General features: G+C 45.1%; 10 protein-coding genes and 1 tRNA gene. 10 read left to right on the forward strand and 1 reads right to left on the reverse strand.

Annotated elements, in window-relative coordinates; all coding sequences use genetic code 11:
• The 8 genes from FTV48_RS09585 to rplL form a co-directional block, all read left to right on the forward strand.
• The coding region (locus tag FTV48_RS09585) for an elongation factor Tu (RefSeq protein WP_180000122.1) at positions 1–809 on the forward strand (809 nt) is incomplete at its 5' end.
• 52 nt (positions 810–861) lie between these two features.
• A tRNA-Trp gene (locus tag FTV48_RS09590) sits at positions 862–937 on the forward strand.
• Positions 938–1011: 74 nt separating this feature from the next.
• The gene (gene secE, locus FTV48_RS09595) at positions 1012–1452 is read left to right on the forward strand and encodes a preprotein translocase subunit SecE (RefSeq protein ID WP_005095267.1); all 441 of its coding nucleotides are present in this window, start codon (positions 1012–1014) and stop codon (positions 1450–1452) included.
• A 7-nt stretch (positions 1453–1459) separates the two neighbouring features.
• Entirely contained in the window at positions 1460–1993 is a 534-nt protein-coding gene (gene nusG, locus FTV48_RS09600; protein WP_004278615.1) for a transcription termination/antitermination protein NusG, read from the forward strand.
• A 119-nt stretch (positions 1994–2112) separates the two neighbouring features.
• Positions 2113–2541, forward strand: a complete 429-nt coding sequence (gene rplK / locus FTV48_RS09605) for a 50S ribosomal protein L11 (protein ID WP_004278614.1) — start codon at positions 2113–2115, stop codon at positions 2539–2541.
• A 3-nt stretch (positions 2542–2544) separates the two neighbouring features.
• A complete protein-coding gene (rplA, locus tag FTV48_RS09610) occupies positions 2545–3240 on the forward strand; it encodes a 50S ribosomal protein L1 (protein ID WP_005095271.1) in 696 nt (231 codons plus the stop codon).
• Positions 3241–3540: 300 nt separating this feature from the next.
• The gene (gene rplJ, locus FTV48_RS09615; protein ID WP_005095272.1) at positions 3541–4047 is read left to right on the forward strand and encodes a 50S ribosomal protein L10; all 507 of its coding nucleotides are present in this window, start codon (positions 3541–3543) and stop codon (positions 4045–4047) included.
• A 48-nt stretch (positions 4048–4095) separates the two neighbouring features.
• Positions 4096–4461, forward strand: coding sequence for a 50S ribosomal protein L7/L12 (rplL, locus tag FTV48_RS09620; protein WP_005095274.1), 366 nt, complete (start codon positions 4096–4098; stop codon positions 4459–4461).
• A 63-nt stretch (positions 4462–4524) separates the two neighbouring features.
• Here the strand turns inward: rplL and FTV48_RS09625 are convergent, their stop codons facing one another.
• Positions 4525–4776: a hypothetical protein gene (locus tag FTV48_RS09625; RefSeq protein ID WP_034608820.1), complete on the reverse strand. Its 252-nt coding sequence runs from the start codon at positions 4774–4776 to the stop codon at positions 4525–4527.
• Here FTV48_RS09625 and rpoB point away from each other — a divergent pair.
• Together rpoB and rpoC are read left to right on the forward strand one after the other, a co-directional pair.
• On the forward strand, positions 4770–8858 hold the full coding sequence (rpoB, locus tag FTV48_RS09630; RefSeq protein WP_005095277.1) for a DNA-directed RNA polymerase subunit beta: 4089 nt from the start codon (positions 4770–4772) through the stop codon (positions 8856–8858). The genes FTV48_RS09625 and rpoB overlap by 7 nt on opposite strands.
• Positions 8859–9035: 177 nt before the next feature.
• Positions 9036–13226: a DNA-directed RNA polymerase subunit beta' gene (gene rpoC / locus FTV48_RS09635; RefSeq protein WP_005173031.1), complete on the forward strand. Its 4191-nt coding sequence runs from the start codon at positions 9036–9038 to the stop codon at positions 13224–13226.
• Positions 13227–13340: the final 114 nt, after the last annotated feature.

Consider the following 13340-nt stretch of genomic DNA (forward strand, 5'->3'; position numbering starts at 1 on the left):
TACCTTACATCGTTGTATTCTTGAACAAATGCGACCTTGTAGACGACGAAGAGCTTCTTGAGCTGGTTGAAATGGAAGTTCGTGAACTTCTTTCTACTTATGACTTCCCGGGCGATGACACTCCAGTAATCCGCGGTTCTGCACTTGCTGCACTTAACGGTGAAGCTGGTCAGTATGGCGAAGACGCTGTTGTTGCACTGGTTGAAGCACTTGATTCTTACATTCCAGAGCCAGAACGTGCAATCGACCTTCCATTCCTTATGCCAATTGAAGACGTATTCTCAATCTCTGGTCGTGGTACAGTAGTAACTGGCCGTGTAGAGACTGGTATTGTTAAAGTAGGCGAATCAGTTGAAATCGTTGGTATCCGTGATACTCAAGTAACTACAGTTACTGGCGTTGAAATGTTCCGTAAATTGCTTGACGAAGGTCGTGCAGGCGAGAACTGTGGTGTTCTTCTACGTGGTACTAAGCGTGAAGACGTACAACGTGGTCAAGTATTGACTAAACCAGGTGCGATCAAGCCACATACTAAATTCGATGCGGAAGTATACGTACTTTCTAAAGAAGAAGGTGGTCGTCACACTCCATTCCTTAACGGTTACCGTCCACAGTTCTACTTCCGTACTACGGACGTAACTGGTGCGATCGCGCTTAAAGAAGGCGTGGAAATGGTTATGCCTGGTGACAACGTTGAGATGTCAGTAGAGCTAATCCACCCAATCGCAATGGACCCAGGTCTACGTTTTGCGATCCGTGAAGGCGGTCGTACAGTGGGTGCTGGTGTAGTTGCTAAAGTAACTGCATAATCATAGAATAAGATAAACGGGTTGGGGTTTAGGCTCCAACTTGTTATTTTGCAGGTCAGTAGTTCAATTGGTAGAGCGTCGGTCTCCAAAACCGAATGTTGGGGGTTCGAGTCCCTCCTGACCTGCCAAGTTTTGAAAAAGACGCTTGATGTCGGCAAAATTGGTCATATAATAAGTCGCGAAACCTACGACGAGTACAAAAATGTCGAATGAAAAATCACGCGACGCATTAGGCGAAGCGGCAATTCCTCAAAGAAATAATCCTGCAGTAGATGTAAGTTCTGGTTCTCCATTAGACATGGTTCTATGGGTTATCGCCTTGATTTTATTGGTTGGTGCAATGATGGTAAACCAATATTTACCAGCATACTGGGCCCCTGCGAATGATATTTGGGTGCGTGTTGGGGTGATTTTGGCTTGTATCGTTGCAGCATTCGGTTTATTATACGCCACCCATCAAGGCAAAGGCTTTATTCGTCTGCTGAAAGATGCACGAATCGAGCTCCGTCGAGTGACCTGGCCTACCAAGCAAGAGACTGTGTCCACATCTTGGCAAGTTCTTGTTGTAGTCGTAATTACCTCCATTGTTTTATGGTGTTTCGATTATATTTTAGGCTGGTTAATCAAGTTTATTATCGGGTAAGAGAGCTATGAAACGTTGGTACATTATTCATGCCTATTCAGGTTATGAAAAACAAGTAATGCGTTCGCTTAATGATCGAATCCAGCGTAGCGCTGTTGCCGATAGCTTTGGTGAAGTCCTGGTTCCTACCGAAGAAGTGGTAGAAATGAAGGATGGCAAGAAACGTAAATCAGAGCGCAAGTTCTTTCCTGGCTATGTTCTAGTCGAAATGGAAATGAATGACGACACTTGGCACATTGTTAAAGAATGTCCGAAAGTTTTAGGCTTTATTGGTGGTACGGCGGAAAAACCGGCGCCAATTACGCAAAAAGAAGCTGATGCAATTCTTGCGCGTGTACGCAATACTGGTGAAGCACCTCGTCCTAAGACGATGTTTGAACCAGGCGAAGAATTACTCGTAGTTGACGGTCCATTCACGGACTTTAAAGGTGTGGTGGAAGAAGTTCAGTACGAAAAGTCACGTTTAACGCTGACCATTAATGTATTTAACCGTCCAACTCAAGTTGAACTGGAATTTCGTCAAGTCGAAAAATCAGTTTAATTGGTTTGGGTTGAAAACGCCTGATTTGCGTGCAAATCAGGCATTGTTGTTGTAACGGTATCGTTACTTGAAATCATTGGGGAGCCTTCACCGGCGTTTGCACCCAGAGGTAATTTGAAATGGCTAAGAAGATTGACGGCTATATCAAGCTGCAAGTTCCAGCTGGTAAAGCGAATCCATCTCCACCGATTGGTCCTGCACTAGGTCAACGTGGTGTGAACATCATGGCATTCTGTAAAGAATTCAATGCTGCGACACAAAAAGTTGAAGCTGGTCTACCAATTCCAGTCGTGATCACTGTGTACAACGACAAGTCGTTCACATTCATCATGAAAACTCCACCTGCTGCTGTTCTTCTTAAGAAAGCTGCTGGTATCCAGAAGGGTTCAGCTGTACCTAACAAAACTAAAGTTGGTAAGTTGACTCGTGCTCAAATCGAAGAAATCGCGACTACTAAAGAACCAGATTTGACTGGTGCTGATTTAGACGCACGTGTACGTACCATTGCTGGTTCTGCGCGTTCTATGGGCTTGGAAGTGGAGCTTTAAGACATGGCTAAATTAACTAAACGTCAAAAAGCGATCGTAGCTGCTGTAGAAGCGCACAAAGTTTACACGCTAGAAGAAGCTGTTGCAGTTTTAGAGAGCCTTCCAGCTCCTAAATTCAAAGAATCTTTGGATATCGCGGTAAACCTAGGTGTTGATCCTCGTAAATCTGACCAAGTTGTTCGTGGCGCGACTACACTTCCTGCAGGTACGGGTAAAACTGTACGTGTAGCTGTATTCGCTCAAGGCGCTGCTGCTGAAGCTGCTAAAGCTGAAGGCGCAGACGTTGTTGGTTTCGATGATCTTGCTGAAAGCATCCAAGCGGGTAACCTTGACTTTGACGTTGTAATTGCTGCTCCAGATGCAATGCGCGTTGTAGGTAAACTTGGTACGATCCTTGGTCCACGTGGCTTAATGCCAAACCCTAAAGTGGGTACGGTAACTCCTGACGTAGCAACTGCAGTTAAAAATGCAAAAGCTGGTCAAGCACGTTACCGCGTAGACAAAGCGGGTATTATCCACGCTGCGATCGGTCAAGTAGGTTTCACTGCTGAAGCTGTTCGTTCAAACGTTGAAGCACTTGTTGCTGACTTGAAACGTTTGAAACCTGCGACTTCTAAAGGCGTATACATTCAAAAGATCACTTTGAGCTCAACTATGGGTCCTGGTTTGATCGTTGATGTAGCAAACGTTTCTAAATAAGTCTCGACTTATACAGAATTTTAAAGCCCTGAGTAAGTTTTAAAGCACTGCTTTAAAACTTACGCAAGAAACGCTCCGTCGTATTTTGCAAACTTAGGCAAACTTTGAATTGATAAATGAAAATTTATCAGCGTCAAAGACCGCGGGCGAGGGGAGTTTTATGCTTCGCTCTTAATCGTCCAGCCTGCGTAGACGCGGTGGTGTGATTTGTTCATCCTCCGCGTGTTAATCCAGTGATGGATTAACGAATTGGGAGTGTACTTCGCGTAAGTACATAAATCACCGTTAGGAGGTTTTACAATGGCTCTTCTTATCGAAGGCAAAAAACAGATCGTAGCTGAAGTAACTGAAGTTGCTTCTACTGCATTTGCTGCTGTTGTTGCTGACTATCAAGGTTTAACTGTTGAGCAATTAACTGCTCTTCGCGTTGAAGCTCGTAAACTAGGTGTTCACACACGTATCGTGCGTAACACTTTGGCTAAACGCGCTCTTCAAGATACTCAATTCAATATCTTGAACGACAACCTTGTTGGCCCAACAATCTTAGCTTTCTCGACTTCTGAAGACGACATGGGTGCTGCTGCACGTTTGTTCGAAGAATTCGCTAAAACTAATAAAGCATTTGAACTTAAAGCTGCTGCATTTGATGGCAAACTTTATCAAGGCGAAGAAGTTAGCGTTATCGCGAATCTTCCGAACCAAGAGAAAGCGCTTACTATGCTTGCAAACGTTCTTCAAGCTCCTATTTCGAAATTGGGCCGCTTACTTACAGCGCTTCAAGAGAAAAACGAGTCAGAAGCTGCTTAAGCTCAAACTTACACACACATCATTCAATACCCATTTGGAGTTAATCTCATGGCTTTAACAAACGAAGAAATCCTAAACGCAGTTGCTGAAAAAACTGTTCTTGAACTTGTTGAACTTATTTCTGCTTTCGAAGAGAAATTCAACGTTTCTGCTGCTGCTGTAGCTGTTGCTGCTGGTCCTGCTGCTGCTGCTGCTGAAGAGCAATCTGAATTCAATGTTGAATTGACTTCTTTTGGCGCAAACAAAGTTGCTGTAATTAAAGCAGTTCGTGAAGCAACTGGCCTTGGCTTGAAAGAAGCTAAAGACATGGTTGAAAGCGCTCCTACAGTTCTTAAAGAAGGCGTTTCTAAAGAAGAAGGCGAAGAACTTAAGAAGAAACTTGAAGAAGCTGGTGCTACAGTTACTCTTAAGTAATAGCTTAAGGGAGCCGGTTTTTTTATAATCAGCTCCAAAAATTGGCTGATGGCTCTTGGGTCATCAGCCTTTTTGCGTTACAATAATCGGCTCGATTTTTGTTTGCATGATATAAAAATCATACAAATTAAAAATAAACATAATGAACAAACGTTTACCAATATTTTTCAGTAAAAAAATATTGATAAGCGTTTTAATACCACTAAAAATTGCAGCATTTGTAAAGAGTGGTGGCCATATCGGCCAGCGTAATTCCTTCTGAGCCCGTTCTGCAGGCGGGCTTGGTTTACACTTTCCGAGGACTCCAGATGGCATACTCATATACCGAAAAGAAACGGATCCGTAAGAATTTTGGTAAATTGCCTAGCGTTATGGATGCTCCGTACCTGCTCGCGATTCAAGTCGACTCGTACAGAACGTTCTTACAAGATGGCAAATCACCAAAAAACCGCGAAGATATCGGTCTCCAAGCCGCATTTCGTTCAGTTTTTCCTATAGAAAGTTATTCTGGCAATGCTGCTTTAGAATTTGTTGAGTATAGTCTTGGTAAGCCTGAGTTTGATGTACGCGAATGTATTCTTCGTGGCTCAACTTATGCAGCACCAATGCGTGTAAAAATTCGTTTGATCCTGAAAGATCGTGAAACGAAGTCAATTAAAGACGTACGTGAACAAGAAGTCTATATGGGCGAAATGCCATTGATGACGGATAACGGTACCTTTGTAATTAATGGTACCGAGCGTGTAATCGTATCTCAATTACACCGTTCACCAGGCGTATTCTTTGACCACGATAAAGGTAAGACTCACTCAAGTGGTAAAGTCCTTTATTCAGCGCGTATCATTCCTTACCGTGGTTCATGGTTAGATTTTGAATTCGATGCCAAAGACCTGGTCTATGTACGTATTGACCGTCGTCGTAAATTACTTGCGACTGTGGTGCTGCGTGCGCTGGGTTATAGCAACGAAAACATTCTCAACATGTTCTACGAGAAAGTCCCTGTATATCTTGACATGGGTAGCTATCAAATTGACTTGGTGCCGGAACGTCTGCGCGGCGAAATGGCACAATTTGACATCTTGGATAAAGATGGCAAGGCAATCGTTGAACAAGGTAAACGTATTAACGCGCGTCATGTACGTCAGATGGAAGCTTCAGGTCTTGAAAAACTTGCAGTGCCTGATGAGTATTTGTATGAGCGTATCACGGCTGAAGACATCGCATTAAAAGATGGCGACGTGATTGCTGCAAATACCGTATTGAGCCATGAAGTCATGGTGAAAATTGCAGAAGGCGGCGTGAAGCAGTTTAATGTTCTGTTCACCAATGATATCGACCGTGGTTCATTCGTTGCAGATTCTCTACGTGCAGATACTACGACCACTCGTGAAGAAGCATTAGTAGAAATCTACAAAGTCATGCGTCCGGGCGAGCCACCAACCAAAGAAGCAGCTGAGAACCTGTTCAATAACCTGTTCTTCTCTTCTGAGCGTTATGACTTGTCTCCAGTCGGTCGTATGAAGTTCAACCGTCGTTTGGGTCGCCCTTATGAAGTGGGTACAGACCAGAAGTCGCGTGAAGTTGAAGGTATTCTCTCGAACGAAGATATCACTGATGTATTGAAAACATTAGTTGAAATCCGTAACGGTAAAGGTGAAGTCGACGATATCGATCACTTGGGTAACCGTCGTGTTCGTTCTGTGGGCGAAATGACAGAAAACCAATTCCGTGTCGGTCTGGTTCGTGTAGAACGTGCTGTTAAAGAACGTTTATCTCAAGCTGAAACAGATAACCTGTCTCCGCAAGATCTAATCAATGCGAAGCCTGTTGCTGCTGCAATCAAAGAATTCTTTGGTTCAAGCCAGTTGTCTCAGTTCATGGATCAAAACAACCCGTTGTCTGAAATCACGCACAAGCGTCGTGTATCAGCACTTGGTCCCGGTGGTTTGACGCGTGAACGTGCAGGCTTTGAAGTGCGTGACGTACATCAAACGCATTACGGTCGTGTATGTCCAATTGAAACGCCGGAAGGTCCAAACATTGGTTTGATCAACTCGCTTTCTGTATATGCTAAAGCGAACAACTTCGGTTTCCTGGAAACGCCTTACCGTAAAGTAGTTGATGGCCGTGTAACCATGGACATTGAATACCTGTCTGCGATTGAAGAAGTGGGTACTGTGATTGCACAGGCCGATTCTGCAGTAGATGCTGATGGTAATTTATTAGAAGAAGTTGTATCTGTACGTCACCAAGGTGACTTCGTACGCATGCCACCGGAAAAAGTAACGCATATGGATGTATCTGCTCAGCAGGTTGTATCTGTGGCTGCGTCACTGATTCCATTCCTTGAACACGATGATGCCAACCGTGCATTGATGGGTTCAAACATGCAACGTCAGGCTGTTCCTACGTTAATCGCTGACAAACCACTCGTAGGTACGGGTATGGAAGCGAACGTAGCACATGACTCTGGTGTATGTGTGATCGCTCAGCGTGGTGGTCGTATCGAGTTTGTTGATGCATCTCGTGTCGTGATTCGTGTGAACGAAGAGGAGATGATCGCAGGTGAGGCAGGTGTAGATATCTATAACCTGATCAAATACACCCGTTCAAACCAAAACACCTGTATCAACCAGAAAGTTCTGGTGAACCTGGGCGATAAAGTGGGTCGTGGTGACGTATTAGCTGATGGTCCATCGACTGATGGCGGTGAGCTAGCGCTTGGTCAAAACATGCGCGTCGCATTCATGACCTGGAACGGTTATAACTACGAAGACTCGATCTTACTTTCAGAGCGTGTACTTCAAGAAGACCGTTTAACCTCGATTCATATCCAGGAATTGTCATGTGTCGCACGTGATACTAAGCTTGGTGCTGAAGAAATCACGGCCGATATCCCGAATGTGGGTGAAGCAGCGCTTTCTAAACTTGATGAATCAGGTATTGTTTACATCGGTGCTGAAGTAACAGCAGGTGATATTCTTGTTGGTAAAGTGACGCCTAAAGGTGAAACGCAGCTAACGCCGGAAGAAAAATTGCTTCGTGCAATCTTCGGTGAAAAAGCAGCTGACGTTAAAGATTCATCTTTACGCGTTCCATCTGGTACCAAAGGTACTGTGATTGATGTTCAAGTGTTTACACGTGATGGTCTTGAAAAAGACGAACGTGCTCAAGCAATTGAAAAAGCTCAGCTTGATGCTTACCGTAAAGACTTGAAAGAAGAGTTCAAGATCTTTGAAGAAGCAGCACGTGAACGTGTAATTCGTTTGTTGAACGGTCAAGAGTCGAATGGTGGCGGTACCACTAAACGTGGCGACAAACTGTCTGAAGACGTGTTGTCTGGTTTAGAGCTTGTTGATCTTCTTGAAATTCAACCGGTTGATGAAGCAATCGCTGAACGTCTAACGCAAATTCAAGTGTTCTTGAAAGAGAAGAGCTTCGAAATTGACGAGAAATTTGCTGAGAAAAAACGCAAACTTTCTACAGGCGATGAGCTGACCACTGGCGTATTGAAAGTAGTTAAAGTTTATCTTGCGGTAAAACGTCGCATCCAGCCGGGTGATAAGATGGCCGGTCGTCACGGTAACAAGGGTGTTGTATCAAACATCTTGCCGGTAGAAGACATGCCACACGATGCCAATGGTGTACCTGTTGATATCGTACTGAACCCGCTGGGCGTACCATCGCGTATGAACGTGGGTCAGATTCTTGAAACTCACTTGGGTATGGCTGCCAAAGGTCTTGGCGATCAAATCGACAAGATGATGAAAGAACAGCGTACTGTACTTGAGCTTCGTGATTTCCTGGACAAGATTTATAACAAAGTTGGTGGCGAGCAAGAAGATCTTGACAGCTTGACTGATGAAGAAATCTTGAAACTTTCTGGTAACTTGCGTGCTGGTGTGCCTTTGGCAACACCTGTATTCGATGGTGCTGAAGAAGGTCAGATCAAAGAATTGTTACAACTTGCAGGTCTATCAAGTACTGGTCAGACAGTATTATATGATGGTCGTACTGGTGAGCGTTTCGACCGTCCAGTAACTGTAGGTTATATGTACATGCTGAAACTGAACCACTTGGTTGATGACAAGATGCATGCGCGTTCAACTGGTTCTTATTCTCTAGTCACGCAACAGCCGCTGGGTGGTAAAGCACAATTCGGTGGTCAGCGTTTCGGTGAGATGGAAGTCTGGGCACTAGAAGCTTACGGTGCAGCATATACGCTACAAGAAATGCTGACTGTGAAATCGGATGACGTTGAAGGTCGTACCCGTATCTACAAGAATATTGTAGATGGTAACCATTATATGGACCCGGGTATGCCTGAATCGTTCAACGTATTGACCAAAGAGATCCGTTCTTTAGGTATCAACATTGAACTGAAAAATGGTGACTAATTAGTTCCATTGAATCTCCCTTGCGAAGCAGTGCTTCTCACCTCTTTAAGAAAGAGGTGAAAGTCCCCCTTTATAAAGGGGGACTTAGGGGGATTCTTGGGATTCCCAATTCAGTTAAAAACAATATTTGTGACCCAGTCGAGAAGTGAAAATCTCCTCGACACACGGAGAAAAAAATTGAAAGACTTGCTCGATATCATGCGCAAAAAGACGGATTCAGACGGTCATGCTCCTGTAGAGTTTGACCGCATCCGTATTGGTCTTGCGTCACCAGAAATGATTAAGTCATGGTCTCACGGTGAAGTTAAAAAGCCAGAAACCATTAACTATCGTACGTTCAAACCGGAACGTGATGGTTTGTTCTGTGCCAAAATCTTTGGTCCAGTAAAAGATTACGAATGCTTGTGTGGTAAATACAAGCGTATGAAATACAAAGGCGTCATTTGTGAAAAATGTGGCGTTGAAGTAACAACTGCGAAAGTTCGTCGTGAACGTATGGGTCACATCGAGCTAGCTTCTCCAGTTGCGCACATCTGGTTCTTGAAATCATTGCCGAGCCGTATCGGTCTTCTTTTAGACATGACGCTACGTGATATCGAACGCGTATTGTATTTCGAATCTTATGTGGTTACCGATCCCGGTATGACCCCATTTGAGAAATACCAGCTTCTGAACGATGAAGAATACTTCAATGCGTTGGAAGAACACGGTGATGAATTCACAGCGAAAATGGGTGCAGAAGCGGTTCAAGACTTGTTGAAAGACATCGATCTTGAAGCTGAAATTGCGCGTCTTCGTGAAGAAATTCCTGTGACAACTTCAGAAACCAAGCTGAAAAAAGCCTCTAAGCGTTTGAAGTTGATGGAAGCATTCAACGATTCGAACAACAAGCCAGAATGGATGGTGTTGACTGTACTTCCAGTTCTGCCACCAGACCTTCGTCCGTTGGTACCACTTGAAGGTGGTCGTTTCGCGACTTCTGACTTGAACGATCTTTACCGTCGTGTGATTAACCGTAACAACCGTTTGAAGCGTCTTCTTGACCTTGCGGCGCCAGACATCATCGTACGTAACGAAAAACGTATGTTGCAAGAGTCTGTCGATGCATTGTTGGACAACGGTCGTCGTGGTCGTGCAATTACCGGTTCGAACAAGCGTCCGCTTAAATCTTTGGCAGATATGATCAAAGGTAAGCAAGGTCGTTTCCGTCAGAACTTATTGGGTAAACGTGTCGATTACTCAGGTCGTTCGGTCATTACCGTTGGTCCAAACCTGCGTTTGCACCAATGTGGTCTTCCGAAGAAAATGGCACTTGAACTGTTCAAGCCATTCATTTTCGCGAAACTACAAGCATCTGGTCAAGCAACCACCATTAAAGCTGCGAAGAAAATGGTTGAGCGCGAGACGCCAGAAGTTTGGGACGTTCTTGCTCACGTGATCCGTCAACATCCAGTGATGTTGAACCGTGCGCCAACACTTCACCGTCTAGGTCTTCAAGCATTTGAACCGATCCTGATTGAAGGTAAGGCGATCCGTCTACACCCGCTCGTGTGTGCTGCGTTTAACGCCGACTTCGATGGTGACCAAATGGCGGTACACGTCCCATTAACACTTGAAGCGCAGTTAGAAGCGCGTGCGTTAATGATGTCGACCAACAACATCTTGTCTCCAGCGAACGGTGAGCCAATCATCGTGCCGTCTCAGGACGTTGTCTTGGGCTTGTATTACATCACGCGTGATGCAATCAATGCCAAGGGTGAGGGCATGGTGTTCGCGGATACTCACGAAGTAAACCGTGCACTGGCAACAGGTCAGGTTGATCTACACGCTCGCGTTAAAGCACGTGTACACCAGACTGTCATCGATGAAGATGGCAACCGTGAACATCAAACCATTATTGTAGATACCACACCTGGTCGCTGCCTACTTTGGGAAGTTGTGCCTGAAGGTATGGATTTCCAGCAAATTAACGTTGAGATGACCAAGAAAAACATCTCGAAGTTAATTAACTCTTGCTACCGTAAATTGGGTCTGAAAGATACTGTTATCTTCGCTGACCAATTGATGTACCTAGGCTTCCGTCAGGCGACGCGTTCAGGTGTATCTGTCGGTATGGAAGACATGGTTATTCCACCGCAAAAACAAGTCATTATTGGTAAAGCGGAAGCTGAAGTTCGTGAAATCGAACAACAGTTCGAACAAGGTTTCGTAACTGCCGGCGAACGTTATAACAAAGTGGTCGATATTTGGGCGCGTACCAATGACCAGGTTGCTAAAGCGATGATGGACAACTTGTCTTTCACGACTGTTAAAAACAAACAGGGTGAAGACGAGAAGCAAAAATCATTCAACTCGATCTACATGATGTCTGACTCGGGTGCCCGTGGTTCGGCAGCTCAGATTCGTCAGTTGGCGGGTATGCGTGGTTTGATGGCGAAGCCGGATGGCTCGATCATTGAGACCCCAATTAAAGCGAACTTCCGTGAAGGTTTGACTGTACTCCAGTACTTCATCTCGACACACGGTGCGCGTAAAGGTTTGGCCGATACAGCACTGAAAACTGCGAACTCTGGTTACTTGACGCGTCGTCTGGTAGACGTTGCGCAAGACTTGGTGATTACCGAGCCAGATTGTGGCACCTTCGACGGTCTAGTAATGACACCATTCATTCAAGGTGGCGATGTCATCGAGAACTTGGGTGCACGAGTATTGGGTCGTGTGGTTGCTGAAGATGTGAAACGTGTCGGTACAGACGAAGTTCTGCTTCCACGTAATACTTTAATTGACGAGAAACTGGCGACGTTTATCGAAAGCCAAGGTGTCGACGAAATTAAAGTACGTTCGGTTGTAAACTGTGCGTCTACTTTCGGTGTATGTGCGAAATGTTACGGCCGTGACTTGGCGCGTGGTCATCAGGTGAACCCGGGTGAGTCTGTTGGTGTCATGGCAGCTCAATCGATTGGTGAACCAGGTACACAGTTAACTATGCGTACCTTCCACGTGGGTGGTGCTGCAAGCCGAACGTCTGCTGCAAACAGCGTACAAGTTCGTAACCAGGGTACAGTGCGTTTCCACAACGTGAAAACAGTACAACATGCCAAAGGTCACTTGGTATCGACTTCACGTTCAGGTGAAATCGGTATCGCGGATGATTTAGGTCGTGAGCGTGAGCGCTATAAACTGCCTTACGGTGCGTCTATCTTGCTAAAAGATGGCGAAGCTGTAGAAGCAGGCGGTATCGTGGCGACTTGGGATCCGCATACACATCCATTGGTAACAGAAGTTGCAGGTAAAGTGCGTTTCAGCCAGATCGCTGATGGCGTGACCGTGACTTCGAAAACTGATGATGCAACAGGTATGTCAACCATCGAAATCTTGCCAGTGACTTCACGTCCTGCGTCAGGTAAAGATTTGCGTCCTGCTGTAGTGTTAGACACAGTTGAAGGCACTGAACAGTTCTACTTCTTGCCACAAAACACCATTCTTTCTGTCCGTGATGGCGAAACGATTGGTGTCGGTGACGTTATTGGTCGTGTACCACAAGAATCTTCACGTACCCGTGATATTACCGGTGGTCTACCGCGTGTAGCTGACTTGTTCGAAGCACGTAAGCCGAAAGAGCATGCAATCCTTGCAGAAGTATCGGGCGTTGTGAGCTTCGGTAAAGAAACCAAAGGTAAGAACCGTCTGGTGATTACACCGGATGATGGCTCTGAGATTTACGAAGAGCTGATTCCGAAATGGCGTACCATTAACGTGTTCGAAGGCGAACATGTGAACCGTGGTGAAACCATTTCTGACGGCCCACAGAACCCGCATGACATTTTACGTCTGAAAGGTGAAGTGGCGCTGACCAACTACATCGTGAACGAAGTTCAGGACGTATACCGTCTGCAAGGTGTAAAAATCAACGACAAGCACATTGAAGTCATCGTACGTCAAATGCTGCGTAAAGTGGATATCACTGATGGTGGCGATACCAGCTTCATCAAAGGCGAACAAGTGGATTACATCCGTGTTGTACAGGAAAACCAAGCAGTTCTTGCACAAAACAAGTTCCCTGCGAAGTTTGAACGTCTATTGATGGGTATTACCAAAGCGTCGCTTTCGACTGACTCGTTCATCTCTGCTGCATCGTTCCAGGAAACCACACGTGTGTTAACTGAAGCGGCTGTAACAGGTAAAGAAGATGACTTACGCGGTCTGAAAGAAAACGTGGTTGTAGGTCGTCTGATCCCAGCGGGTACAGGTTTGGCTTACCATCTCGAGCGTCGTCGTCAAGAAGCAGAAGCTGCAGAATTTGAACTGCACAATGACTTCTCTGATGTTGATCAAGCTTTAAGTCAAGCATTTAACGAAGAATTCTAATTCAAGTTAAAGCTAAAAAAGAGACGCCTTCGGGCGTCTTTTTTTGTCTTAAATACATAAAAATTAAAAGCTAATTAAAGGCTAAACAGCGGAATAATCCATTGATACTTACAA

The organism is Acinetobacter sp. YH18001, assembly GCF_013416975.1.
GTDB classification, from domain to species: Bacteria; Pseudomonadota; Gammaproteobacteria; order Pseudomonadales; family Moraxellaceae; genus Acinetobacter; species Acinetobacter pseudolwoffii.

What these genes read in the sequence shown, in the direction of transcription:
- secE (WP_005095267.1), top strand. Translation starts at nt 1,012, where the DNA reads ATGTCGAATGAAAAATCACGCGACGCATTAGGCGAAGCGGCAATTCCT.
- nusG (WP_004278615.1), top strand. Translation starts at nt 1,460, where the DNA reads ATGAAACGTTGGTACATTATTCATGCCTATTCAGGTTATGAAAAACAA.
- rplK (WP_004278614.1), top strand. Translation starts at nt 2,113, where the DNA reads ATGGCTAAGAAGATTGACGGCTATATCAAGCTGCAAGTTCCAGCTGGT.
- rplA (WP_005095271.1), top strand. Translation starts at nt 2,545, where the DNA reads ATGGCTAAATTAACTAAACGTCAAAAAGCGATCGTAGCTGCTGTAGAA.
- rplJ (WP_005095272.1), top strand. Translation starts at nt 3,541, where the DNA reads ATGGCTCTTCTTATCGAAGGCAAAAAACAGATCGTAGCTGAAGTAACT.
- rplL (WP_005095274.1), top strand. Translation starts at nt 4,096, where the DNA reads ATGGCTTTAACAAACGAAGAAATCCTAAACGCAGTTGCTGAAAAAACT.
- rpoB (WP_005095277.1), top strand. Translation starts at nt 4,770, where the DNA reads ATGGCATACTCATATACCGAAAAGAAACGGATCCGTAAGAATTTTGGT.
- FTV48_RS09625 (WP_034608820.1), bottom strand. Translation starts at nt 4,776, where the DNA reads ATGCCATCTGGAGTCCTCGGAAAGTGTAAACCAAGCCCGCCTGCAGAA.